Source organism: Streptomyces lanatus (genome assembly GCF_014655715.1).
GTDB lineage: Bacteria > Actinomycetota > Actinomycetes > Streptomycetales > Streptomycetaceae > Streptomyces > Streptomyces lanatus.
The window spans coordinates 384,701-407,300 of record NZ_BNBM01000002.1 but is presented as its reverse complement, the minus strand read 5'-3'; the positions used below and the strand labels follow the sequence as shown (position 1 = coordinate 407,300).

Below are 22,600 nucleotides of genomic sequence, written 5' to 3'. Positions count from 1 at the left end.
CGGGGCGTACCCCACCGCCGTACACTGGCCGGGGACGGCTGGCACTCGGATGGACAGAGTGCCAGGAAAGGCGCCAAGGGGAACTACTTCTGGAGGTGTGCGCGAGATGCTGAGTGAACGCAGGCTCCAGGTGCTGCGCGCCATCGTCCAGGACTATGTGGGGACCGAGGAGCCGGTGGGGTCCAAGGCCCTGACCGAGCGGCACAACCTCGGAGTCTCGCCCGCCACCGTGCGTAACGACATGGCTGCCCTGGAGGACGAGGGCTTCATCGCCCAGCCGCACACCAGCGCCGGGCGCATCCCCACCGACAAGGGCTACCGGCTGTTCGTCGACAAGCTCGCCGGCGTCAAGCCGATGACCCCGCCCGAGCGGCGCGCCATCCAGAACTTCCTCGACGGCGCCGTCGATCTCGATGATGTGGTGGCTCGGACCGTACGGCTGCTCGCGCAGCTGACGCGGCAGGTCGCCGTCGTGCAGTACCCGTCCCTGACCCGGTCCACCGTCCGGCATGTCGAGCTGCTCTCGCTCGCCCCAGCGCGCGTGATGCTCGTCCTGATCACGGACACCGGGCGCGTCGAGCAGCGGATGGTCGACTGCCCGGCGCCCTTCGGCGAGGCCTCGCTGGCGGATCTGCGGGCCCGGCTCAACAGCCGGATCGCGGGCCGGCGCTTCGCCGATGTGCCGGGGCTCGTCGAGGACCTCCCCGAGGCCTTCGGCGTCGAGGACCGCGGCACCGTCTCGACCGTGCTCTCCACCCTCCTGGAGACCCTGGTCGAGGAGAACGAGGAGCGGCTGATGATCGGCGGCACCGCCAATCTCACCCGCTTCGGACATGACTTCCCCCTCACCATCCGGCCCGTCCTGGAAGCGTTGGAGGAGCAGGTCGTGCTCCTCAAACTCCTTGGCGAGGCCGGGGATTCGGGCATGACCGTGCGCATCGGGCACGAGAACGCCTATGAGGGACTCAACTCCACTTCCGTGGTCTCGGTGGGCTACGGTTCGGGCGGCGAGGCAGTCGCCAAGCTCGGCGTGGTCGGACCGACCCGCATGGATTACCCGGGAACGATGGGAGCGGTACGCGCAGTGGCACGTTACGTCGGACAGATCCTGGCGGAGTCGTAAGTGGCCACCGACTACTACGCCGTGCTCGGCGTGCGTCGCGACGCGTCGCAGGAAGAGATCAAGAAGGCCTTCCGGCGGCTCGCCCGCGAGCTGCACCCGGACGTCAACCCGGATCCGAAGACCCAGGAGCGGTTCAAGGAGATCAACGCCGCTTACGAGGTGCTGTCGGACCCGCAGAAGAAGCAGGTCTACGACCTCGGCGGTGACCCGCTGTCCCAGGCGGGCGGCGCGGGCGCGGGCGGCTTCGGCGCCGGTGGCTTCGGCAACTTCTCGGACATCATGGACGCGTTCTTCGGTACGGCGTCCCAGCGCGGTCCGCGCTCGCGCACCCGGCGCGGCCAGGACGCGATGATCCGTCTTGAGGTCGAGCTCGACGAGGCGGCCTTCGGCACCACGAAGGACATCCAGGTCGACACGGCCGTCGTCTGCAACACCTGTAACGGTGAGGGCGCGGCGCCGGGGACCTCCGCCCAGACGTGTGACATGTGCCGCGGTCGCGGTGAGGTGTCGCAGGTGACGCGGTCCTTCCTGGGCCAGGTCATGACATCGCGGCCCTGCCCGCAGTGCCAGGGCTTCGGCACAGTCGTCCCCACCCCGTGCCCCGAGTGCGCCGGTGACGGTCGCGTACGGTCCCGTCGCACCCTCACGGTCAAGATCCCGGCCGGTGTCGACAACGGCACGCGGATCCAGCTCGCCGGTGAGGGCGAGGTCGGGCCCGGTGGCGGCCCCGCCGGTGACCTGTACGTCGAGATCCACGAACTCCCGCACTCGACCTTCCAGCGGCGCGGCGACGATCTGCACTGCACGGTGACGATCCCGATGACGGCGGCGTCCCTCGGCACCAAGGTGCCGCTGGAGACGCTGGACGGCATGGAGGAGGTCGACATCCGCCCCGGCACCCAGTCCGGCCAGTCGATCCCGCTGCACGGACGCGGTGTCACACATCTGCGGGGCGGCGGACGCGGCGACCTCATCGTCCACGTCGAGGTCCAGACCCCGTCCAAGCTGGACCCGGAGCAGGAGCGACTGCTGCGGGAGCTTGCGAAGCTGCGGGGCGAGGAGCGGCCTCAGGGGCAGTTCCAGCCTGGGCAGCAGGGGTTGTTCTCGCGGTTGAAGGATGCGTTCAACGGTCGCTGACGTGAGCTCGGCGGGCTGCTGGGGGTCCGGGGGTCGGCCCCCGGGCAAGCACAGTCAGCCGGGGCAGCAGGGGCTGTTCTCGCGGCTGAAGGACGCGTTCAACGGGCGCTGACAGCTGAGGGAAGGGCCGATTCGGACTTGTTCGGAGGACGTGACAACATGCCGTCATGTCCTCCGCGCTGACCGATCTCTTCCCCCATCCGATCGTGCAGGCCCCCATGGCAGGCGGCGTGTCCGTGCCTCAGCTCGCCGCTGCCGTGTCCGATGCCGGTGGGCTGGGGTTTCTCGCTGCCGGGTACAAAACCGCCGACGGGATGTACCAGGAGATCAAGCAGCTGCGGGGACTGACGCAGCGGCCGTTCGGCGTCAATCTGTTCATGCCGCAGCCCGAGTACGCCGACGCCTCGGCTGTGGAGGTCTACTCGCACCAGCTGGCCGGTGAGGCCGCCTGGTACGAGGTCGAGCTCGGGGACCCCGACAGTGGACGCGACGACGGCTACGACGCCAAGCTCGCCGTGCTGCTCGACAACCCGGTGCCCGTGGTCTCCTTCCACTTCGGCGTGCCCGGCGGTGAGGTCCTGGAGTCCCTGCGCCGTGCCGGCACCGTCACCCTCGTCACCGCCACCACCCCGGACGAGGCCCTCGCCGTACAGCGGGCCGGAGCCGACGCCGTGATCGTGCAGGGTGTCGAGGCCGGCGGGCATCAGGGAACCCATCGCGACAACCCCGAGACCGACGGCACCGGCATCGGGCTGCTCTCCCTGATCGTCCAGGTCCGCGAGACCGTGAGCCTGCCCTTGGTCGCCGCCGGCGGCATCATGCGCGGCAGCCAGATCGCCGCCGCCCTCGCGGCCGGGGCGAGCGCGGCCCAGCTCGGCACCGCGTTCCTCGCCACCCAGGAGTCCGGCGCCAACGCCCTGCACAAGCAGGCGCTGACCAACCCCCTGTTCGTACGGACCGAGCTGACGCGCGCCTTCTCCGGTCGCCCCGCGCGCGGCCTCGTCAACCGCTTCATGCGCGAGCACGGCCCCTACGCCCCCGCCGCGTACCCCGAGATCCACCATCTCACCTCGCCCCTGCGCAAGAAGGCCGCCGCCTCCGGCGACCCGCAGGGCATGGCCCTGTGGGCGGGACAGGGGCACCGCATGGCGCGCGAGCTGCCCGCCGGACAGCTGGTGGAGGTGCTGGCCGCCGAACTGAACGCGGCTTGGACAGCGTTGTCGGGCTACCCGCAGGGCGGTGCCGGACGATGACCGCGCCGGTGTTCGTCGTCGAGGCGTTGCGGGCCGGCGACTTCGTGCTGGACGGGCCCGAGGGGCGGCACGCCGTCTCCGTGAAGCGGCTGCGGGCCGGCGAGGACGTCGTCCTCACCGACGGGCACGGCCGCTGGGCCGAGGGCGTCGTCGAGGCGGCCGAGGGCAAGGACCGGCTGGTGGTGCGGCTGGGGGACGTACACGAGGAGCCCCCGGAGCAGCCCCGTATCACCGTCGTCCAGGCCCTCCCCAAGGGCGACCGCGGTGAGCTCGCCGTCGAGACCATGACCGAGACCGGCGTCGACGCGATCGTGCCGTGGGCGGCCTCCCGGTGCATCACGCAGTGGAAGGGCGAGCGGGGCGTCAAGGCCCTCGGCAAGTGGCGGGCCACCGCGCGCGAGGCCGGCAAGCAGTCCCGCCGGGTGCGCTTCCCCGACGTCGCGGACGCGGCGACGAGCAAGCAGGTCGCGGCGCTGCTCGCGCAGGCCGACTTCGCCGCCGTACTGCACGAGGACCGTGACTACGGCAGTGAGCCGCTCGCGACGGCCGAACTGCCCGCCGAGGGCGAGATCGTGCTCGTCGTCGGGCCCGAGGGCGGGGTGTCGCCCGAGGAGTTGGCGCTCTTCGAGGAGGCGGGGGCGAAGGCGTACCGTCTGGGCCGTGCCGTCCTGCGCACCTCCACCGCGGGAACCGCGGCGACGGCACTGCTCCTCGGCCGCACCGGCCGCTGGTCCTGACCCGGGAGGCGCGTCGCCGTGGAACTCGCTCAAGTACGGCTGCTGGTCGGCGACTTTCCCGCCTGCTACCGCTTCTACGCCGACGTCCTCGGCCTCAAGCCGCAGTCGGGGGCGATGAACGGGCCGTACGAGAAGTTCAGCCCCGCCACCGGCGCCGCGGGCATCGCGCTGCAGGACCGGGCGATGATGGCCGAGATACTGGGCGAACTCGGTGACGCGGCCAGCGGCCACCGCTCCCTGGTGGTGCTGCGCGTGGACGATCTCGACGGCTACTGCGAGCGGATCACCTCCCGCGGCGCGACCCTGCTGCACGGTCCCGCACCCATGACGGACCGTATGCGCGTGGCCCATCTGAAGGACCCGGAGGGCAACCTGGTGGAACTCCAGGAGTGGCTTCTGCTGCGTACGTGAGTGGCCGTATGCGCTCTACCGCGGCGGCCGGGACAGTGGCAGGCTGCCCTCCCATGGGGGCTTTGAGCAGGGTTCGGAGCTTGCGCGGGGCGAGGCCGGCCGGTGCGGCGGGCATCGTGGTGCTCGTCGTCGGCGGGATGACCGCCTGTGATCCAGGCGGGCTCAGCAGCGCCACCGTGGCGTTCACCACCGACCAGACCGTGACCGCGGAGCTGGAGCGGCAGAAGGCCGATGTGCAGTGGCTCAACTGCACCGGCTCGTACGAGGGCGGCAACGGCAACGGCTCGCCGACGGCGACCGAGAACACCGTCGTCAAGGTCGACTGCGAGGGCGAGACGAAGGACGGCAAGGACATCACCGTCACCGGGCGGATCACCCGGGCCGTCAGCGGCTCCTGTGTGCGCGGGGATCTCGTCGCCAAGGTCGGCGGCAAGGAGTGGTTCCATGTGAACGGGCTGGGGAACTGCGATGCCACCCCCTCGCCCGTCAATCCGTCCGGCGGCGGACAGCAGCCCGGCCCCACCGTCACGGTGACGGTCACCAGGACCGTCTACTGCCAGCAGCACCCGAACTGCTGGCCGCAGGGCAAGTGACCGTATCCGAGCGGGAGTTGGCCAAGTGATCGAAAGGCCTGTTCCCGGACGCCGCCCGCTGCTTAAGGTGATCGGGTGACTCAGCCAGCGACGCCCGGATCGTCGTCCTACCTCCGGTATCCGCATCTGCACGGTGACCTGGTCGCCTTCACCGCCGAGGACGACGTGTGGCTCGCCCCCGTCGACGGCGGCCGCGCCTGGCGGGTCAGCGCCGACAATGTGCCGGTCTCCCGGCCCCGCATCTCGCCCGACGGCACCACCGTCGCCTGGACCTCCACCCGCGACGGCGCCCCCGAGGTGCACATCGCACCGGTCGACGGCGGCCCTTCCAGGCGCCTCACGCACTGGGGCAGCTGGCAGACCCGGGTGCGCGGCTGGACCCCGGACGGCCAGGTCCTGGTGATCAGCACCCAGGGCCAGGGCAGCAACCGCCGCACCTGGGCCCGCACGCTCCCGCTGGACGGCGGCCCCGCCACCACTCTGCCCTACGGCCCGGTCGGCGACGTCGTGCACGGCCCGCACCTGGTGGTCGCCTCCGCGCCGATGGGCCTCGAGGCCGCCCGGTGGAAGCGCTACCGGGGCGGTACGGCGGGCAAGTTGTGGATCGACCGGGACGGGGAGGGCGAGTTCGTACGGCTGCACGAGGACCTGGACGGGAACCTCGAAGACCCCATGTGGGTGGGGGAGCGGATCGCCTTCCTCTCCGACCACGAGGGGGTCGGCGCCGTCTACTCCTCCCTCGCCGACGGCTCCGACCTGCGCCGGCACACCCCCGTCGACGGCTTCTACGCCCGGCACGCCACCAGCGACGGCACCCGCGTCGTCTTCTCGTCCGCCGGTGAACTCCGGCTCCTGGACGACCTGGACGGCGCCGAACCGCGCCGCCTCGACATCCGGCTCGGTGGGCAGCGCACCGACCGGCAGCCGTACCAGCTGAACGCCGCCCGCTCCTTCGGGGAGGCCGCGCCCGACCACACCGCGCGCGGCAGCGCCGTCTGCGTCCGGGGCGCCGTGCACTGGGTCACCCACCGCTCGGGCCCCGCCCGCGCGCTGGCCGCCGAGCCCGGCGTACGGGCCCGGCTGCCGCGCACCTTCCGGGCGGAGGGCGAGGAGTGGGTGGTGTGGGTGACGGACGCGGAGGGCGACGACGCCCTGGAGTTCGCCCCCGCCACCGGACTCGCGCCCGGGGCAACCCCGCGCAGACTGGCCGCCGGGCAGCTGGGCCGCGTCCTGGAACTCGCCATGGCGCCCGACGGGAGCAGGGCGGCGGTCGCCGCGCACGACGGAAGGCTGCTGCTCGTCGAGCGGGAGACCGGCGAGGTCCGCGAGGTCGACCGCAGCGAGGACGGCGATGTCTCCGGGCTGGTCTTCTCACCCGACTCGGCCTGGCTCGCCTGGTCCCACCCCGGCCCGCGCCCGCTGTGCCAGCTCAAGCTCGCCAACACCACCGACCTGTCGGTCTCCGAGGCGACCCCGCTGCGCTTCCAGGACTTCGCACCGGCCTTCACCCAGGACGGCAAGCACCTGGTCTTCCTGTCGACGCGCGCCTTCGACCCGGTCTACGACGAGCATGTCTTCGACCTCGCCTTCGTGGTCGGCTCCCGCCCCCACCTGATCACCCTCGCCGCCACCACCCCGTCCCCCTTCGGTCCGCAACGCCACGGCCGCCCCTTCGACGCCCCCGACAAGGACGAGACCCCCGACAGCGAGGGCACGCCCACCACCCGTATCGACCTCGAAGGCCTCGCCGACCGGATCGTCCCGTTCCCGGTCGAGGCCGCCCGCTACACCACCCTGCGGGCCGCCAAGGACGGCGTGCTCTGGCTGCGCCACCCCGTGCGCGGCGCCCTCGGCGCCTCCCGGGCCACCCCCGACGACCCCGAGCCCAAGACCGAGCTGGAGCGCTACGACCTCCTCCAGCGCCGCGTCGAGCATCTCGCGGACGACGCCGACGACTTCGAGGTCAGCGGCGACGGCAAGCGAGTGCTGCTGTGGACCGACAGCAGGCTCAAGGTCGTACCGAGCGACCGGCGGGCCTCGGGCGACGAGGACAGCGACTCGAACATCACCGTCGATCTGACCCGCGTACGGCAGACGGTCGACCCGTCGGCCGAGTGGCGGCAGATGTTCGACGAGGCCGGCCGCATCATGCGGGACCACTTCTGGCGCCCCGACATGAGCGGCGTCGACTGGCCGGGAGTCCTGGACCGCTACCGTCCCCTCCTCGACCGCGTAGCCACCCACGACGACCTGGTCGACCTGCTGTGGGAGGTCCAGGGCGAACTGGGCACCTCGCACGCATACGTCTCACCGCGCGGCGGATACGGCGGCGGCGCCCGGCAGGGCCTCCTCGGCGCCGACATCTCCCGGCACACCGACGGCACTTGGCGCATCGACCGCATCCTCCCCTCGGAGACCTCCGACCCCGAGGCCCGCGCACCCCTGGCCGCACCCGGAGTCGCGGTGCGCGTCGGCGACGCGATCGTGGCGGTGGCCGGCGTACCGGTGGACCCGGTCACCGGCCCCGGCCCCCTCCTCGTCGGCACGGCCGGCAAGCCGGTGGAGCTGACGATCTCGCCGGCCGGCGGCGGGGACGTACGGCACGCGGTCGTGACCCCCATCGCCGACGAGCAGCCCCTGCGCTACCACGCCTGGGTCGCCGACCGGCGCGCCTACGTCCACGAGAAGTCCGGCGGCCGCCTCGGCTACCTCCACATCCCCGACATGCAGGCCCCCGGCTGGGCCCAGATCCACCGCGACCTGCGTGTCGAGGTCGCCCGCGAGGGCCTCGTCGTCGACATCCGCGAGAACGGCGGCGGCCACACCTCCCAACTCGTCGTGGAGAAGCTGGCCCGACGCATCGTCGGCTGGGGCCTGCCCCGCGGCATGCGCCCCTACAGCTACCCCCAGGACGCCCCACGCGGCCCGGTCGTCGCGGTCGCCGACGAGTTCTCCGGCTCGGACGGCGACATCGTCAACGCCGCGATCAAGGCACTGGGACTGGGCCCCGTGGTGGGCACCCGGACCTGGGGCGGCGTGATCGGCATCGACAGCCGCTACCGCCTGGTCGACGGCACCCTGATCAACCAGCCGAAGTACGCCATCTGGCTGGAGGGGTACGGGTGGGACGTGGAGAACCACGGGGTGGACCCGGATGTGGAGGTCGTGCAGCGGCCGCAGGACTGGGTGGCGGGGAGGGACGTACAGCTGGACGAGGCGGTGCGGTTGGCGTTGGCCGGGCTGGAGGAACGGCCCGCGAAGACTCCGCCGACGCTGCCCACCTCGTAGGGGCGCGGGGCACTGCGCGATCAACCCCCACGCACCCGCACCCAGCGACGATACGATGCCCCCCGTATGTGAACCGGCCGAACCCCCGGAGGGAAAATGTCAGGCGAGCCGCAGGACGACTGCCTGTTCTGCAAGATCGTCGCAGGCCACGTCCCGGCGACGATCGTGCGAGAGACGGACACGACCGTCGCTTTCCGGGACATCAACCCTCAGGCTCCCACTCACGTCCTGGTCATCCCCAAGACGCATTACAAGGACGCCGCCACCTTGGCCACCGCCGAGCCGGCTCTCGCCGCGGACGTCCTGCGCGAAGCAAAGGCCGTCGCCGACGAGGACAAGCTGGAGAGCTACCGCATCGTCTTCAACACCGGCGCCGGCGCAGGCCAGACCGTCTTCCACGCGCACGCCCACGTCCTCGGCGGCCGCGGCATGCAGTGGCCCCCCGGATAGGTCCAAGTCCCCGTGTCCGTACGTGAATTGGTCGTCCTGGGGACGGCGAGCCAGGTCCCCACCCGGCACCGGAACCACAACGGCTACCTGCTGCGCTGGGACGCCGAGGGCATCCTCTTCGATCCCGGCGAGGGCACCCAGCGGCAGATGCTGCGTGCCGGGGTCGCCGCGCATGACCTGAACCGGATCTGCGTCACCCACTTCCACGGCGACCACTCACTCGGACTCGCCGGAGTCATCCAGCGGATCAACCTCGACCGGGTCCCGCACCCCGTCACCGCGCACTACCCGCGCTCCGGCCAGCGCTTCTTCGACCGGCTGCGGTACGCCACCGCCTACCGCGAGACCGTCGACCTGGCGCAGGAACCGATCAGCGCCGACGGCGTGATCGCCGAGACCGATGGCTACACGCTCCACGCGGCCCGGCTCTCGCACCCCGTCGAGTCCTACGGCTATCGCCTCGTCGAGCCCGACGGCCGCCGCATGCTGCCCGAACGGCTCGCCGCGCATGGCATCAAGGGCCCGGACGTCGGCCGTCTGCAGCGTGAGGGCGAGCTGGGCGGGGTCTCGCTGGACGAGGTGAGCGAGTTCCGGCGCGGGCAGCGGTTCGCGTTCGTCATGGACACCCGGCTGTGCGACGGGGTGTACACCCTCGCCGACGGCTGCGACATGCTCGTCATCGAGTCCACCTTCCTGGACGAGGACGCCGAACTCGCCGTCGAGCACGGCCATCTGACCGCCGGTCAGGCCGCCCGCGTCGCCGTCGAAAGCGGAGTGCGACACCTCGTGCTCACCCACTTCAGCCAGCGCTACACCGACCCCGACGAGTTCGAGCGGCAGGCACGGGACGCCGGTTTCGACGGGGAGCTGACGGTGGCCCACGACCTGCTGCGGGTCCCGCTGCCGAAACGTCGGTAATACGGCCGTACGATGCCTTGATGCCCCTCCCCAAAGCAGAACTGCACCTCCATATCGAAGGCACCCTCGAACCGGAGCTCGCCTTCGAGCTGGCCGCCCGGAACGACGTCCAACTGCCCTACGGCGACACCGACGCGCTCCGCAAGGCCTACCAGTTCGAGGATCTGCAGTCCTTCCTGAACCTGTACTACGAGCTGATGGCCGTCCTGCGCACCGAGCAGGATTTCGCCGACCTCGCGAACGCCTACCTCGCCCGCGCCGCCGCCCAGGGCGTACGGCACGCGGAGATCTTCTTCGACCCGCAGGCGCACACCAAGCGGGGCGTCGAGCTGGGCACGGTCGTCGAGGGGCTGTGGCGGGCGCTTGAGCGGAGCCAGGCCGACCACGGCATCTCCACCCGGCTCATCATGTGCTTCCTGCGCGACGACTCCGCCGAGTCGGCGATGGAGACGCTGCGGGCCGCCGAGCCGTATCTCGACCGGATCACCGGCATCGGCCTCGACTCGGCCGAGGTCGGCCACCCGCCGGTGAAGTTCCGCGAGGTGTACGAGGCCGCCGCCGCGCTCGGGCTGCGTCGGGTCGCGCACGCGGGCGAGGAGGGGCCGCCCGCCTACATCACCGAGGCCCTGGACGTCCTCGGCGTCGAACGCGTCGACCACGGGCTGCGGTGCGTGGAGGACCCGGCGCTGGTGGAGCGGCTGGTGCGGGAGCGGGTGCCGCTGACGCTGTGTCCGCTGTCGAACGTCCGGCTGCGGACCGTCGACACCCTGGCCGACCATCCGCTGCCCGCGATGCTCGACGCCGGGCTGATGTGCACGGTGAACTCCGACGACCCGGCCTACTTCGGCGGGTACGCCGGCGACAACTTCGACGCGGTCCGCTCGGCGCTGGGCCTTGACCGGGAACGGCTCCGGGAGCTGGCCCGCAACTCCTTCCTCGCCTCCTTCCTGGAGGACGACGAGGAGCTGCGGGCGCGGTATCTCGCCGAGGTGGAGGGCTACGAGTTCACGTAGCCGGGGTCAGGCGGTCGGGGGCGGCCTGCGCGGTGTCCAAGGGGATCTCGACGACATCCAGGCCTTCCGCGATCTCGACGGTCGCCTCGTGGCGCCTGCCCAGCGCCACCGCCGTCATCGGTACGGCGATCACCAGCAGCCCCACCGCCAGGACCAGGCCCATGACCGGGAACCCGGCCTGCGCCGACAGCACGCTCCCGGCCAGCGGGCCCGCCGCCGTGCCCAGCGATGACGCCGAGCCGACGAGCACCGCCCAGCGGCCGCGGGTGTCGAGGGAGGCGGCGAGGCCGATGACGTACGACAGGACGATCGGGTAGAGCGTGTTCCAGGCGATCTCGCCGGTCGCGAAGGTCGGCAGGTCGGTCGCGGACGCGCTCAGCACGATGCAGGCCGCGATGAGGACCGTGCCGCCGCCGATGGGCAGCGCGCGGCCGAGGCGCGGGCCGAGCGCGCCCGCCCCGGTCACCCCGAGCAGCCCGGTGCCGAGCGCCACGGCGAACACCGCGCCGACCGTGGCCTCCGTCAGCTGCGCCTGGGTCAGGCCGATCCGGCCGCTGACGCCCCAGAGGGAGTTCTGGGCGAGGGACCAGCACAGCATGCAGGCGGCGAGGGTTCGGCCGGGGCGACGGTGGGGGAGCCGGGTGGTCGCGCGGGTCTGCGGGTGCGGGGCGCTGTCCAACGGCAATCGGCTCGTCGTCGGCCATACGGCGAGCGCCGTGAGGGCGATCGCTGCCAGCGGCTGGCCGTGGCCGGGGCCGAGGTGCGGGACCGTCAGATAGACGGCGCCCGCGAGGGCGGAGACGCCGAGCAGGCCGACCGTGGTGGCCCGGTGCGGGTCGGGCTGGGCGGCGATACGGGTGGCGGCGACCGCGGTGGCCGTACCGGATCCGAGGCCGCCGATCAGCACACCGAGGACGACGGCCGGGACGGTGTGCGCGAGGGCCGCGCCGCCATAGCCGAGCAGGGCCAGGGTGAGGCCGATCCGGGCCAGCCGGCGGGCGCCTGCGCGTTCGACGCGGGACGCCAGCAGGAAGCCCGCCGCCGCCGAACTCAGCAGCAGCGCGCTGCCGACGGCGCCCGCCTGGGTGGGCGAGAGCGGAAGACCGGAGTCGAGCCTGCCGACGACCGTCGGCAGCAGATACGGAGCGAGGTACCCGGCCGTGAAAAGGGCGACGAGGGGCCAGGGAGTGGTGCGGGGGGCGAACACGGGCGTTCCCAGGGCATGCGAAAGGAGCGGCACAAGAAGGGGGAGGGGCGCAGGCCGTCGACGGACAGGAACGCGCGGGCAATTTGTATCAAGCGAAAGGACGCGCGAAAAAGTGGGGACGGTGTGATCTGAGGCACGTTCTGTTTGCGGTGAGGGAAGGGGGGTAGGAACGTCGCCCTCATCCGTCCGCTACGGCCGCCTCACTTGCGCCAATGCACCGCTCCGCGCACGCCTCCGCCCGGCACCGTCGCCTCGATCTTCGCCCTGATCTCCCGCATCACCGCGACGATCCGCCCCTCGTGCTCCGCCGACAGCCGGGCCACCGGCACCGAGCAGCTGATCGCGTCCTGGGCCGGGGCGTCGTAGCGCAGCGCGAAGCCGAAGCCGACGATGCCGGGGACGCCCTCCTCGCGGTCGACGGAGTAGCCGCGCCGCCGCACCTCGGCGAGGTCGGCGGCGAGGGACTCGCGGGTGGTGTGGGAGTTGGGGGTGCGGGCCTCGTAAGGGCCCTCGGGGAGGTCGGTGTCGGGGCGTTCGGCGAGCACGGCCTTGCCCAGGGCGCCGATGTGCGCGGGGAGGCGCCGGCCGACCCGGCTGATGGTACGCAGGTACTCGTGCGACTCGCGCGTGGCCAGATAAGCCACGTCCTGGCCGTCGAGGCGCGCCATGTGGATGGTCTCGCCCAGCGCCTCGGAGGCCTCGTCGAGATACGGGCGTACGGCGCGGACGCGCGGGTCGGAGTCGAGATAGCTGGTGCCGGTGAGCAGGGCGTGGATGCCGATGCCGTAGAGGGAGCCGGTGACGTCGGTGCGGACCCAGCCGCGGGAGATCAGGGTCTGCAGCAGCGCGTACATCGAGCTGCGCGGCACCTCCAGTTCGTCCGCCAGTTCCTGGAGGCGCGCGGGCCGGTCGCCGCGCAGGGCGAGGAGTTCCAGCAACTCGACCGTGCGCGCCGCCGACTTCACTTCACGGACGCCGCCTGTCTCTGACATGGGCCGATCGTAAACGGGCGGAGTTCGTGGTGGGCGGTGTCATTGACGGTGGCGGTTCGCGTATCTAATCTCGATTCTCATACATGGATGACATCTACATGGGGAGACGGTGTGACTCTGGATGACGGTGTGACTCTGGATACGGACACGACCCGGCGATTGCGGGACGGCATGGCACGCGGCGTGCTGTCGTTCCCGCTCACCAGCTTCCACGAGGACGGCTCGCTGGACCCGGACGGCTTCCGCACCCATGTCGCCGCCCAGCTAGCCACCGGGCCTGGCGCGATCTTCCCCGCCTGCGGCACCGGCGAGTTCTTCTCGCTCGACGAGGACGAGTACCGCGTCGTCGTCACCGCGGCCGTGGAGGAGGCCGGCGGCAGGGTGCCCGTGGTCGCCGGGGTCGGGTACGGCTGGGCGCAGGCCGCCCGGTTCGCCCGGATCGCCGAGGAGGCCGGCGCCGACGCCCTCCTCGTCCTGCCGCACTATCTCGTCGCCGCTCCGCAGGACGGCCTGGTCGCCCAGCTGGAGCGGCTCGCGGCCCGGACCCGGCTGCCGCTCATCGCCTACCAGCGCGGCCAGGTCGCCTTCACCGCCGACTCGTTGCGGCGTATCGCCCGGATCCCCGGTGTCATCGGCCTCAAGGACGGCCACAGCGACCTCGACCGGCTCCAGCGCCTCACCCTGGCCGCACCCGAGGGCTTCCTGTTCTTCAACGGCGCCTCCACCGCCGAGATCCAGGCCCGCGCCTACGCCACGGTCGGCGTCCCCGCCTACTCCTCCGCCGTGCACGCCTTCGCCCCCGAGATCGCGAACGCCTTCTTCGCCGCGCTGGGGGACGCCGACCACGGCCGTACCGACAAGCTGCTGCGCGACTTCTACGTCCCGCTCGTCGAACTCCGCGACCGGGTCCCCGGCTACGCCGTCTCGCTGGTCAAGGCGGCGGCCCGGCTGCGCGGCCGCCCCGTCGGCCCCGTGCGCGCCCCGCTCACCGACCCCTCGGCCACCGACCTGGCCGAGCTGCGGGCCCTTCTCGTCACCGGACTCGACCTCGTGGGAGCCGCCCTGTGAACCTCACCCTCACCGACGTACGCCTGACCCCGATCCTCGTCGCAGACCCGCCCCTGCTGAACACCCAGGGCGTCCACCAGCCGTACACGCCCCGACTGATCGTGGAGGTCGAGACGGCGGACGGGGTCGTGGGAGTGGGGGAGACGTACGGCGACACCAAGTACCTGGAGCTGGCCCGGCCCTTCGCGCAGAAGCTGATCGGTCGTCAAGTCAGCGACCTCAACGGCCTGTTCGCCGTCGCCGACGAGGTGGCCGTCGACCGGTCCCGGGTCTCCGGGCAGCTCGACGTCGGAGGACAGCGCGGCGTCCAGACCGCCGACAAGCTGCGGCTCTCCGTCCTCTCCGGCTTCGAGGTCGCCTGTCTCGACGCCCTCGGCAAGGCGCTCGGGCTGCCGGTGCACGCGCTGCTCGGTGGCAAGGTGCGGGACGCGGTCGAGTACAGCGCGTACCTGTTCTACAAGTGGGCCCTCCATCCGGAGGGCGTGCGGGCGGAGAAGGACGACTGGGGTGCCGCCGTCGACCCGGCCGGGATCGTCGAGCAGGCACGCAGGTTCAAGGAGCGCTACGGCTTCACCTCCTTCAAGCTCAAGGGCGGCGTCTTCCCGCCGGAAGAGGAGATCGCCGCCGTACGGGCGCTCGCGGAGGCATTCCCCGGGCATCCCCTGCGCCTCGACCCCAACGGGGCCTGGTCGGTGGAGACCTCGCTGGAGGTGGCCCGGGAACTCGGGGACGTACTGGAGTACCTGGAGGACCCGACGCTCGGTACCGCCGGTATGGCCGAGGTGGCCGCGCGGGCCGGGGTGCCGCTGGCGACCAACATGTGTGTGACGACGTTCGCGGAGATCAAGGAGGCGTTCACACGGGACGCCGTGCAGGTCGTCCTCTCCGACCACCACTACTGGGGCGGACTGCGCAACACCCAGCAGCTGGCCGCGATCTGCCGGACCTTCGGCGTCGGGGTGTCCATGCACTCCAACACCCACCTCGGCATCTCCCTCGCCGCGATGACCCACGTCGCGTCGACCGTGCCGGACCTCCACCACGCCTGCGACTCCCACTACCCCTGGCAGTCCGAGGACGTACTGACGCGGCGCCTTGCCTTCGACGACGGCAAGGTCGCGGTGTCCGACGCGCCAGGCCTCGGTGTCGAGCTGGACCGCGACCGGCTCGCCGAGCTGCACCGGCGGTGGCTGGATGACGACGGCGCGCTCAGGGACCGCGACGACGCGACGGCGATGCGGGTCGCGGATCCGGCGTGGGTCATGCCGTCCGTGCCCCGCTGGTGAGACCGGAGGCGCCGCCTCGACGGTGACCCGGAGGGGCTCGGCCGGGATCGCGGTGGCGTTGTCAGTGGCGTGGTGCACACTGGCCAGATCAGCACCACGTCAGGGAGCGCACCGTGACCACGCCCACCGCAAGGGGACCCGCGGCACAGGGACCGTACCGCCGGGCCCAGGTCGACCCCCTCGTCGGCCTGCGCGCGCCCTCCGACCCGCCCTGGGACGTCTACCTCACCGGCACGGTGTTCCTGGACATCATCTTCACCGGCCTCGACTCCGCGCCGGTGCGGGGCACCGAGTCCTGGGCGCGCGGCATGGGCTCCAGCCCCGGCGGCGTGGCGAACATGGCCACCGCCCTGGCCCGCCTCGGCCTGCGCACCTCGCTCGCGGCGGCCTTCGGCGACGACCACTACGGCGACTACTGCTGGGACGCGCTGGAACAGGGCGAGGGCATCGACCTCTCCCCGTCGCGCACCGTGCCGGGCTGGCACTCACCGGTGACGGTGTCGATGGCCTACGAAGGGGAGCGCACCATGGTCTCCCACGGCCATGAGCCGCCCCCGGAGGCTGTGCTCGTTCAAGAGGGCGGTCCGGACTGCCCGCCCCGCGCGCGTGCCGCCGTGGCCTCCCTGGTGCCGGGCACCCGCGCACCCTGGATCGCCCAGGCCGCGAGCAAGGGCGCCCGCATCTTCGCCGACGTCGGCTGGGACGACACGGGCGCATGGGATCTGGCGGGCCTCGCGGACCTGGAGCATTGCGAGGCATTCCTGCCGAACGCGCAGGAGGCCATGCGGTACACCCGCACCGAGTGCCCCCGCGAGGCCGCCCACGCCCTGACCGAGTACGTCCCGCTGGCGGTCGTCACCCTCGGCGCGGAGGGCGCGTACGCCGTGGACGGCAGGACCGGCGAGACCGCTGTGGTCCCCGCCATCGCCGTGGAGGCCCTGGACCCGACCGGCGCCGGTGACGTCTTCGTCGCCGGATTCGTCACCGGCACCCTCGCCGACTGGCCGCTCGCCGACCGCCTCGCCTTCGCCGGGCTGACCGCCGCGCTCTCCGTCCAGGAGTTCGGCGGCTCCCTCTCCGCCCCCGGCTGGGCCGAGATCGGCGCCTGGTGGCGTCAGGTCCAGTCCCTCGACCGGCAGGACCCCGAGGCCCTGCGCCGGTACGCCTTCCTCGCGGACCTGGTGCCGGAGGAGGCGGGCAGACCCTGGCCGCTGCGCAGGGCGGTGCCGACGATCGGGTTCAGACGGTCGGCGTGAGTGCTCAGCTCGGCGGCGTCGCCGGGGTCAGTACGACGAAGTCCGCGTTCGACGGGTCCACGCACACCGCCAGCCGGCCGACGCCCTCCGCGTCCTCCGGGCCCATCTGCACACTGCCGCCGTTCCCGGTGACCTTGGCGACCGCCGCGTCGCAGTCGTCGACGTTGAACACCGGGTGCCAGTACGGCCGCCCGCCTGCCAGCGCCAGGTTCTCCGCCGGCAGCTGCATCACACCGCCCTGCATCCGGTCCTCGGGCAGCCCGGCGGGCGTGATCAGGGTGTACGCGCCACCGCCGCCCGGCAGTTCCATGTCGCTGTACTGCCAGCCGAAGAGCCCGCCGTAGAACTCCTTCGCGGCCGCCGCGTCGGTCGTGTACAGCTCGGTCCAGGACAACGACCCCGACTCGTCCGCCAACTCGAAGCCCGAGTTCTTCCCCGGCTGCCACACGGCGAACTGCCCGCCCTGCGGATCCGTGAACTGCGCCATCCGACCCCAGTCCTCCAGGTCCATCGGCGCCACCCGCACGGTGCCGCCCGCGCTCTGCACGGCCTGCGCCGCGGCGTCCGCGTCGGTGACGGTGTAGTAGATCATCCAGGCCGACCGCGCCCCCTCCTCGGTGAGCTTCCCGAGCCCGGCGACGGTCTTGCCGTCCTTCTTGAACATCCCGCCCTCGAACTCCTCCCCCTCACCCATCGACTCGTACTCCCAGCCGAGCACCGCACCGTAGAAGTCCGCGGAAGCCCGCACATCGGGTGCGCCGAGGTCCAGCCAACAGGGGGAGCCGGGCGCCTGGTCGGTGGTGATCATGACGATTCCCTTCCGCCGATCCGGTATGCCTTCAGCCTGACACCGGCCAGGGACAATCGCCCGTCGACTCTTTTTCGCCCCCGCCGCCCCCGGGGACGGGACGGGTAGGGGCGGCAGGGGCGAAAAAAGGTCCGGCCCTCAGCCCGCCGTCACCACCACCCGCACCGCCCCATCCGGCCCCGCCACCAGCACCGGCGTCCCCGCCCCACCAAGATCCCGCACAGCGGCCCGGTCGGCGTCCGACGCCCCGTCCGCCTCCGTCACCACCGCCGCCGCCTCCAAGGACGTCGCCCCCGAAGCCACCGCCATCGCCACAGCCGTCTGCAGCGCGCTCAGCTTCAGCGACTCCAGGGCCACGGTCCCGGCGACATACGTACGCCCCGTGGAGTCCCGCACCGCCGCCCCCTCGGGCACACCGTTGCGGGCCCGCGCCGAACGGGCCAGGGTGACGATCTTGCGGTCCTCGGGGTCAAGCGCACTGTTGTCGGTCATGATCCGAGCATACGTAGCGCCACCGGCGCCCTATCCGGCCACCGGGTACATCGCCCCGCGCCGCCCCTCGGGAGACGCCAGCCACTGAAGCTTCGCCGCCGTGTTCGCCTCGTCCAGCGGGGTGTGCAGCACGATCGACAGATCCGGCCGCACCGGCATCTGCATCACGCTCGACTCCAGACACAGCACCCCGACCAGCGGATGCTCCAGCTCCTTGCGGATCTGCCCGGCGTCCTCGATGTCCCGCCGCTCCCACAGCTCGTTGAACTCCGCACTGGACGCCTTCGCCTCGGCCAGCACCGCCTGGAACCCCTCGTCGTCGGGGGACGCCGAGCAGACCGCCCGGAACTGCGCCACGACCGTCGCCGCGTTCGCGTCCCAGTTACGAGAACGCGCCCGGTACATCGGGTCCGTGAAGAAGTCGATCAGACAGTTCCAGCGCTTACCGGGCCGCATACCCAGCACGATCGCCGCCGCGTCGTTGTGCAGGACGCCGTTGTAGTACCTGTCCATGATGTGCGCCGGATACGGCATCCACGCGTCGATCAGCCGCCGCAGCCCGTCGCACATGTCCTGCTTCTCCGGCGCCACTTCGGCCACCGGCGGATTCAACCCGGCCAGCAGATACAGATGCCGCCGCTCGGCGTTGCTCAACCGCAGCACCCGGGCCACCGAGTCCAGCACCTGCGGCGAGACGGAGATGTCCCGCCCCTGCTCCAGCCACTGGTACCAGGACGCGCCCACCCCGGCGAGCACGGCCACCTCCTCGCGCCGCAACCCCGGCGTACGGCGCCGCGCGCCGCCGTCCGGCAGCCCCGCCTCGCCCGGAGTCACCCGGGCCCGCCTGCTCATCAGGAACTCGCGCAGTTCGAGCCGCCGATGGCTCTTCAGCGTGCCCTCGGACACGTACGGATCCCCCTCATCCCGTTGCCTGGTGGTGCCACCACCAGCACAACTTCCCGCTCCCCACGGCTATTCCGGAGCCGCCAGTCTCGTACCCATGGCGATCGACACCACGACCCCGACCCCCACTCCACCGCTCGACACCCCCCGGCTGTCGACCCGCGACAAACTCGTCCTGTTCGTCCTGTGCGCCGCCCAGTTCATGGTCGCGCTGGACTTCTCCGTCCTGAACGTCGCCCTCCCCGTCCTCGGCGCCGACCTCGGCATGAGCACCTCGGCGCTGCAGTGGGCGGTGACGGCGTTCGCGCTGCCGTCCGGTGGCTTCCTGCTGCTGTTCGGCCGCATCGGCGACCTCTACGGCCGCCGCAAGCTGTTCCTCACCGGTCTCGCCGTGTTCGCCGCCGCCTCGGTGCTCGCGACGTTCGCCTGGGACCCGGCGTCGTTCCTCGCCGGACGCGCGCTCCAGGGACTCGGCGCGGCGGTCATCGTCCCGACCGGCATGTCCCTGCTGACGACCACCTTCGCCGAGGGCCCCGCCCGGGACCGCGCGCTCGGCATCTCCGGGACGCTGATGTCGCTGGGCTTCACCATCGGCATGGTGGCCGGCGGCGTCCTCACCGACGCGTTCGGCTGGCGCTCCACCATGGGCCTGCTCACCATCTTCGCCCTGGTCGTGCTGCCCCTCGCGCCCGGCCTGCTGCCCGAGTCCCGCACCCCGCACCGCCCGCACTTGGACGTCCCCGGCGCGATCACCGTCACCGGCGGTCTGCTGTCCCTGATCTACGCCCTGACGACGGCCGCCGACCACGGCTTCGCCCGCACCGATGTCATCGCCACCCTCATCGCCGGCCTCGCGCTGCTGGCCGCCTTCGTGATCGTCGAGTCCCGCACCGCGGCACCCCTGGTCTCCCTGCCCATGCTGCGCCGCCGCACCGTGGCGTGGGGCAACCTCGGCGGGCTGGTCACCTTCTCGATGATGTCGACGGTGGTCTTCGTACTGACCCTGTACCTCCAGGAGACCCTGGACCTGTCGGCCTGGGAGACGGGTCTGGTCTTCGGCGTCCAGGGCGTGGTCTCGGTCGTCGCCGGCGCACTCACCCCGAGGTTCGTCAGCCGCCTCGGCGCCCGCCGCACCCTGGTCCTCTCCCTCACGGGTCAGGGCGTCTTCGTCGCCGCCCTGGTGTTCCTGGACGCCGGCACCTGGTCCGTGTGGCTCGCCACGGCCGCCGTCTCGGTGGCGAGCATGTTCCACCTGGGCGCGATCATCTCCTACGGCCTCACGGTCACCTCGGGCGTCCCCGACGAGGAACAGGGCCTGGCCACCGGCCTGGTCACCTCGACCCAGCAGATCGGCATCACCATCGGCATCCCGCTGCTCGGCGTCCTCGCGACGACCTCCGACGACCTGCTCTCCGGCACCCGCACGGTGATGGCCCTCAACGCGGCGATCGTGCTGGTGGCGGCGGCCCTGATCGCCGTAGGCCTGCGCGCAAGGAGTGCCCAGGGCTCAGGGGCGGTCGAGACGCAGCCGCTCGGCTCTCGGTAGACCGGCCACCACCAGGTCGTACGAGTCCTCGATGAGCTCCCGGACCAGCCGGTCCGGGAGCTCGCCGTCGACCGTGACGGTGTTCCAGTGCCGCTTGTTCATGTGGTAGCCGGGCATGATCAGCCCCTCGTGCTCGTCGCGGAGCCGTACCGCGTCCTCCGGGTCGCATTTGAGGTTGACCTTGAGGGGGCGCGCATCGATCCAGCTCAGCGCGAACACCTTGCCCAGCACCTTGAAGACCGAGATCTCGGGGGCGAAGGGGAAGTCCTCCACCGCCGCGTCGAAGGACAGGCAGAAGGCGCGCAGCTCCTGAGGGGTCACTCCGGCTTCGTCTCCTCGTCCGGGGCACCGGCGGGACCCACCGGCTCCACCAGTACCGTCACGATCTTGTTCCGGCGCCCGGCCGCGGCCTCCGCCGTCAGCCGCAGCACCCGTCCGTCGGGCAGTTCGACCACCGACGACGCCCCGGCGATCGGCACCCGGCCCAGGGCCTTCGCCAGCAGTCCGCCGACGGTCTCCACATCCTCGTCGTCGTACTCGTCGAGGCCGTACAGCTCGCCCAGGTCGGTGATGTCCAGGCGGGCGGTGACGCGGTGGCGGTCCTCGCCCAGCTCCTCCACCGGCGGCAGCTCACGGTCGTACTCGTCGGTGATCTCACCGACGATCTCCTCGAGGATGTCCTCGATGGTGACGATGCCCGCGGTGCCGCCGTACTCGTCGATCACGACGGCGACGTGATTGCGCTCCTTCTGCATCTCGCGCAGCAGATCACCGGCGTTCTTGGTGTCGGGCACGAAGACCGCGGGCCGCATCGCCGTCGACACCAGCTCGCTCTCCGCGTCCCGCGAGATGTGCGTCTTGCGGGTCAGGTCCTTCAGATACACCATCCCCACCACGTCGTCCTCGCTCTCCCCGACCACCGGGATCCGCGAGAACCCGGAGCGCAGGGCCAGGGTGAGAGCCTGGCGGATGGTCTTGTAGCGCTCGATGACGACGAGGTCGGTGCGCGGGACCATGACCTCGCGCACGAGGGTGTCGCCGAGCTCGAAGACCGAGTGCACCATACGGCGCTCGTCGTCCTCGATCAGCGACTCCTTCTCGGCGAGATCGACCAGCGCCCGCAGCTCCGCCTCGGAGGCGAACGGACCGCGCCTGAAGCCCTTGCCGGGAGTCAGGGCATTGCCGATGAGGATCAGCAGATACGGGATCGGGCCCATGATCCGGGCGAGCGGCAGCAGGACGTACGCCGCCGCCGTCGCCGTATTGAGCGGATGCTGGCGACCGATGGTGCGCGGCGAGACCCCGACGGCCACGTACGACACCAGCACCATCACCGCTATCGCGACCAGCAGGGCCTCGGTGGTGCTGTCGAACTCCTTGAGGCAGGCGTAGGTGACCAGCGCGGCGGCGGCCATCTCGCAGGCCACGCGCACCAGCAGTGCCACATTGAGATAGCGCGTGGGATCGGCGGCGATCAGCGCGAGCTTCTCACTCCCGCGCCGCCCGCTCCGTACGGCCTCCTCGGCGCGGAAGCTGGAGACGCGCGCCAGGCCCGCCTCCGCGCAGGCGGCGAGCCAGGCGACGACCACCAGGGCGATGGCGCCCGAGACGAGGGCGAGACTCATGACACGGTCGGGGCCGGGGAGGGCCCGGTCAGGCCCTTCTCCGCACGCCAGCCGTCCACGATGGCCGCCTGCAGACCGAACATCTCGGCCTTCTCATTGGGCTCCTCATGGTCGTACCCGAGGAGATGCAGCACCCCATGAACGGTGAGCAGCTGGAGCTCCTCGTCCATGGAGTGCTGTGTGGGCGCTTCCGTCCCTTGCTTGGCGGCGACCTCGGGGCAGAGCACGATGTCGCCGAGCAGCCCCTGCGGCGGCTCGTCGTCGTCCTTCGACGGCGGGCGCAGCTCGTCCATCGGGAAGGACATGACATCCGTCGGCCCGGGCAGGTCCATCCACTGGATGTGGAGCTGCTCCATGGCGTCGGCGTCCACGACGATCACCGAGAGCTCGGAGAGCGGGTGGATGCGCATCCGCGCGAGCGAGTAGCGGGCGATGTCGAGGATCGCCTGCTCATCGACCTCGGTTCCGGATTCGTTGTTGACGTCGATCGACAT

General features: G+C 71.6%; 22 protein-coding genes. 14 read left to right on the top strand and 8 right to left on the bottom strand.

The genetic code is table 11. The features are described from left to right. Positions 1-106: 106 nt before the first annotated feature. The 10 genes from hrcA to IE325_RS07010 all read left to right on the top strand — a co-directional run bounded on the left by hrcA (position 107) and on the right by IE325_RS07010 (position 10,923). Complete coding sequence (hrcA, locus tag IE325_RS07055; protein WP_190068847.1) at positions 107-1,123, top strand: heat-inducible transcriptional repressor HrcA; 1,017 nt, start codon at positions 107-109, stop codon at positions 1,121-1,123. After that, positions 1,124-2,260 (top strand): molecular chaperone DnaJ, encoded by a 1,137-nt coding sequence (dnaJ, locus tag IE325_RS07050; protein WP_190068846.1) that lies wholly within the window; start codon positions 1,124-1,126, stop codon positions 2,258-2,260. Between the two features lie 167 nt (positions 2,261-2,427). After that, complete coding sequence (locus IE325_RS07045) at positions 2,428-3,513, top strand: nitronate monooxygenase (RefSeq protein WP_190068845.1); 1,086 nt, start codon at positions 2,428-2,430, stop codon at positions 3,511-3,513. Further along, positions 3,510-4,250, top strand: coding sequence for a 16S rRNA (uracil(1498)-N(3))-methyltransferase (locus tag IE325_RS07040; protein WP_190068844.1), 741 nt, complete (start codon positions 3,510-3,512; stop codon positions 4,248-4,250). Before IE325_RS07045 ends, IE325_RS07040 begins: the two co-directional genes overlap by 4 nt. Positions 4,251-4,268: 18 nt before the next feature. Continuing rightward, a complete protein-coding gene (locus IE325_RS07035; protein ID WP_190068843.1) occupies positions 4,269-4,661 on the top strand; it encodes a VOC family protein in 393 nt (130 codons plus the stop codon). Between the two features lie 53 nt (positions 4,662-4,714). Further along, positions 4,715-5,254, top strand: coding sequence for a hypothetical protein (locus IE325_RS07030; protein WP_190068842.1), 540 nt, complete (start codon positions 4,715-4,717; stop codon positions 5,252-5,254). Positions 5,255-5,329: 75 nt separating this feature from the next. Then, the gene (locus tag IE325_RS07025) at positions 5,330-8,542 is read left to right on the top strand and encodes a S41 family peptidase (protein WP_190068841.1); all 3,213 of its coding nucleotides are present in this window, start codon (positions 5,330-5,332) and stop codon (positions 8,540-8,542) included. A 96-nt stretch (positions 8,543-8,638) separates the two neighbouring features. After that, complete coding sequence (locus tag IE325_RS07020; RefSeq protein ID WP_190068840.1) at positions 8,639-8,992, top strand: histidine triad nucleotide-binding protein; 354 nt, start codon at positions 8,639-8,641, stop codon at positions 8,990-8,992. A gap of 12 nt (positions 8,993-9,004) precedes the next feature. After that, the gene (locus IE325_RS07015; protein WP_190068839.1) at positions 9,005-9,910 is read left to right on the top strand and encodes a ribonuclease Z; all 906 of its coding nucleotides are present in this window, start codon (positions 9,005-9,007) and stop codon (positions 9,908-9,910) included. A gap of 20 nt (positions 9,911-9,930) precedes the next feature. Further along, a complete protein-coding gene (locus IE325_RS07010; RefSeq protein WP_190068838.1) occupies positions 9,931-10,923 on the top strand; it encodes an adenosine deaminase in 993 nt (330 codons plus the stop codon). Here IE325_RS07010 and IE325_RS07005 read toward each other — a convergent pair. Continuing rightward, on the bottom strand, positions 10,916-12,130 hold the full coding sequence (locus IE325_RS07005; protein WP_190068837.1) for an MFS transporter: 1,215 nt from the start codon (positions 12,128-12,130) through the stop codon (positions 10,916-10,918). The genes IE325_RS07010 and IE325_RS07005 overlap by 8 nt on opposite strands. A gap of 200 nt (positions 12,131-12,330) precedes the next feature. Next, positions 12,331-13,122, bottom strand: a complete 792-nt coding sequence (locus IE325_RS07000) for an IclR family transcriptional regulator (protein ID WP_190068836.1) — start codon at positions 13,120-13,122, stop codon at positions 12,331-12,333. Positions 13,123-13,251: 129 nt separating this feature from the next. On the opposite strand from IE325_RS07000, the gene IE325_RS06995 reads away from it, so the two are divergent. From IE325_RS06995 to IE325_RS06985, 3 genes are all read left to right on the top strand, one after another. Continuing rightward, positions 13,252-14,190 carry a 5-dehydro-4-deoxyglucarate dehydratase gene (locus IE325_RS06995; protein ID WP_190069219.1) on the top strand — a complete coding sequence of 313 codons (939 nt, stop codon included), beginning with the start codon at positions 13,252-13,254 and terminating at the stop codon, positions 14,188-14,190. Next, positions 14,187-15,476, top strand: coding sequence for a glucarate dehydratase family protein (locus IE325_RS06990; RefSeq protein ID WP_190068835.1), 1,290 nt, complete (start codon positions 14,187-14,189; stop codon positions 15,474-15,476). Before IE325_RS06995 ends, IE325_RS06990 begins: the two co-directional genes overlap by 4 nt. 113 nt (positions 15,477-15,589) lie before the next feature. Then, positions 15,590-16,732, top strand: a complete 1,143-nt coding sequence (locus tag IE325_RS06985) for a carbohydrate kinase family protein (protein ID WP_190068834.1) — start codon at positions 15,590-15,592, stop codon at positions 16,730-16,732. A 4-nt stretch (positions 16,733-16,736) separates the two neighbouring features. Here the strand turns inward: IE325_RS06985 and IE325_RS06980 are convergent, their stop codons facing one another. The 3 genes from IE325_RS06980 to IE325_RS06970 form a co-directional block, all read right to left on the bottom strand. Next, positions 16,737-17,540, bottom strand: coding sequence for a VOC family protein (locus tag IE325_RS06980; protein ID WP_190068833.1), 804 nt, complete (start codon positions 17,538-17,540; stop codon positions 16,737-16,739). Between the two features lie 138 nt (positions 17,541-17,678). Further along, positions 17,679-18,032: a cytidine deaminase-like protein gene (locus IE325_RS06975; RefSeq protein WP_190068832.1), complete on the bottom strand. Its 354-nt coding sequence runs from the start codon at positions 18,030-18,032 to the stop codon at positions 17,679-17,681. A gap of 30 nt (positions 18,033-18,062) precedes the next feature. Next, on the bottom strand, positions 18,063-18,884 hold the full coding sequence (locus IE325_RS06970; protein ID WP_229911721.1) for a helix-turn-helix transcriptional regulator: 822 nt from the start codon (positions 18,882-18,884) through the stop codon (positions 18,063-18,065). A 148-nt stretch (positions 18,885-19,032) separates the two neighbouring features. Here IE325_RS06970 and IE325_RS06965 point away from each other — a divergent pair, with 148 nt between their 5' ends. Further along, positions 19,033-20,481 carry an MFS transporter gene (locus IE325_RS06965; RefSeq protein ID WP_190068830.1) on the top strand — a complete coding sequence of 483 codons (1,449 nt, stop codon included), beginning with the start codon at positions 19,033-19,035 and terminating at the stop codon, positions 20,479-20,481. Here the strand turns inward: IE325_RS06965 and IE325_RS06960 are convergent. From IE325_RS06960 to ybeY, 3 genes are read right to left on the bottom strand one after another with little or no spacing between them, the layout of a single operon-like run. Then, a complete protein-coding gene (locus IE325_RS06960) occupies positions 20,443-20,802 on the bottom strand; it encodes an MmcQ/YjbR family DNA-binding protein (protein ID WP_190068829.1) in 360 nt (119 codons plus the stop codon). The two genes, IE325_RS06965 and IE325_RS06960, sit on opposite strands and share 39 nt — an antisense overlap. Then, entirely contained in the window at positions 20,799-22,106 is a 1,308-nt protein-coding gene (locus IE325_RS06955) for a hemolysin family protein (RefSeq protein ID WP_190068828.1), read from the bottom strand. The genes IE325_RS06960 and IE325_RS06955 overlap by 4 nt, the downstream gene beginning before the upstream one ends. Beyond that, entirely contained in the window at positions 22,103-22,600 is a 498-nt protein-coding gene (gene ybeY, locus IE325_RS06950) for an rRNA maturation RNase YbeY (protein WP_190068827.1), read from the bottom strand. Before ybeY ends, IE325_RS06955 begins: the two co-directional genes overlap by 4 nt.

What these genes read in the sequence shown, in the direction of transcription:
- hrcA (WP_190068847.1), top strand. Translation starts at nt 107, where the DNA reads ATGCTGAGTGAACGCAGGCTCCAGGTGCTGCGCGCCATCGTCCAGGAC.
- IE325_RS07045 (WP_190068845.1), top strand. Translation starts at nt 2,428, where the DNA reads ATGTCCTCCGCGCTGACCGATCTCTTCCCCCATCCGATCGTGCAGGCC.
- IE325_RS07040 (WP_190068844.1), top strand. Translation starts at nt 3,510, where the DNA reads ATGACCGCGCCGGTGTTCGTCGTCGAGGCGTTGCGGGCCGGCGACTTC.
- IE325_RS07030 (WP_190068842.1), top strand. Translation starts at nt 4,715, where the DNA reads ATGGGGGCTTTGAGCAGGGTTCGGAGCTTGCGCGGGGCGAGGCCGGCC.
- IE325_RS07020 (WP_190068840.1), top strand. Translation starts at nt 8,639, where the DNA reads ATGTCAGGCGAGCCGCAGGACGACTGCCTGTTCTGCAAGATCGTCGCA.
- IE325_RS07010 (WP_190068838.1), top strand. Translation starts at nt 9,931, where the DNA reads ATGCCCCTCCCCAAAGCAGAACTGCACCTCCATATCGAAGGCACCCTC.
- IE325_RS07000 (WP_190068836.1), bottom strand. Translation starts at nt 13,122, where the DNA reads ATGTCAGAGACAGGCGGCGTCCGTGAAGTGAAGTCGGCGGCGCGCACG.
- IE325_RS06980 (WP_190068833.1), bottom strand. Translation starts at nt 17,540, where the DNA reads ATGATCACCACCGACCAGGCGCCCGGCTCCCCCTGTTGGCTGGACCTC.
- IE325_RS06975 (WP_190068832.1), bottom strand. Translation starts at nt 18,032, where the DNA reads ATGACCGACAACAGTGCGCTTGACCCCGAGGACCGCAAGATCGTCACC.
- IE325_RS06970 (WP_229911721.1), bottom strand. Translation starts at nt 18,884, where the DNA reads ATGAGCAGGCGGGCCCGGGTGACTCCGGGCGAGGCGGGGCTGCCGGAC.
- IE325_RS06965 (WP_190068830.1), top strand. Translation starts at nt 19,033, where the DNA reads ATGGCGATCGACACCACGACCCCGACCCCCACTCCACCGCTCGACACC.
- IE325_RS06955 (WP_190068828.1), bottom strand. Translation starts at nt 22,106, where the DNA reads ATGAGTCTCGCCCTCGTCTCGGGCGCCATCGCCCTGGTGGTCGTCGCC.
- ybeY (WP_190068827.1), bottom strand. Translation starts at nt 22,600, where the DNA reads ATGTCGATCGACGTCAACAACGAATCCGGAACCGAGGTCGATGAGCAG.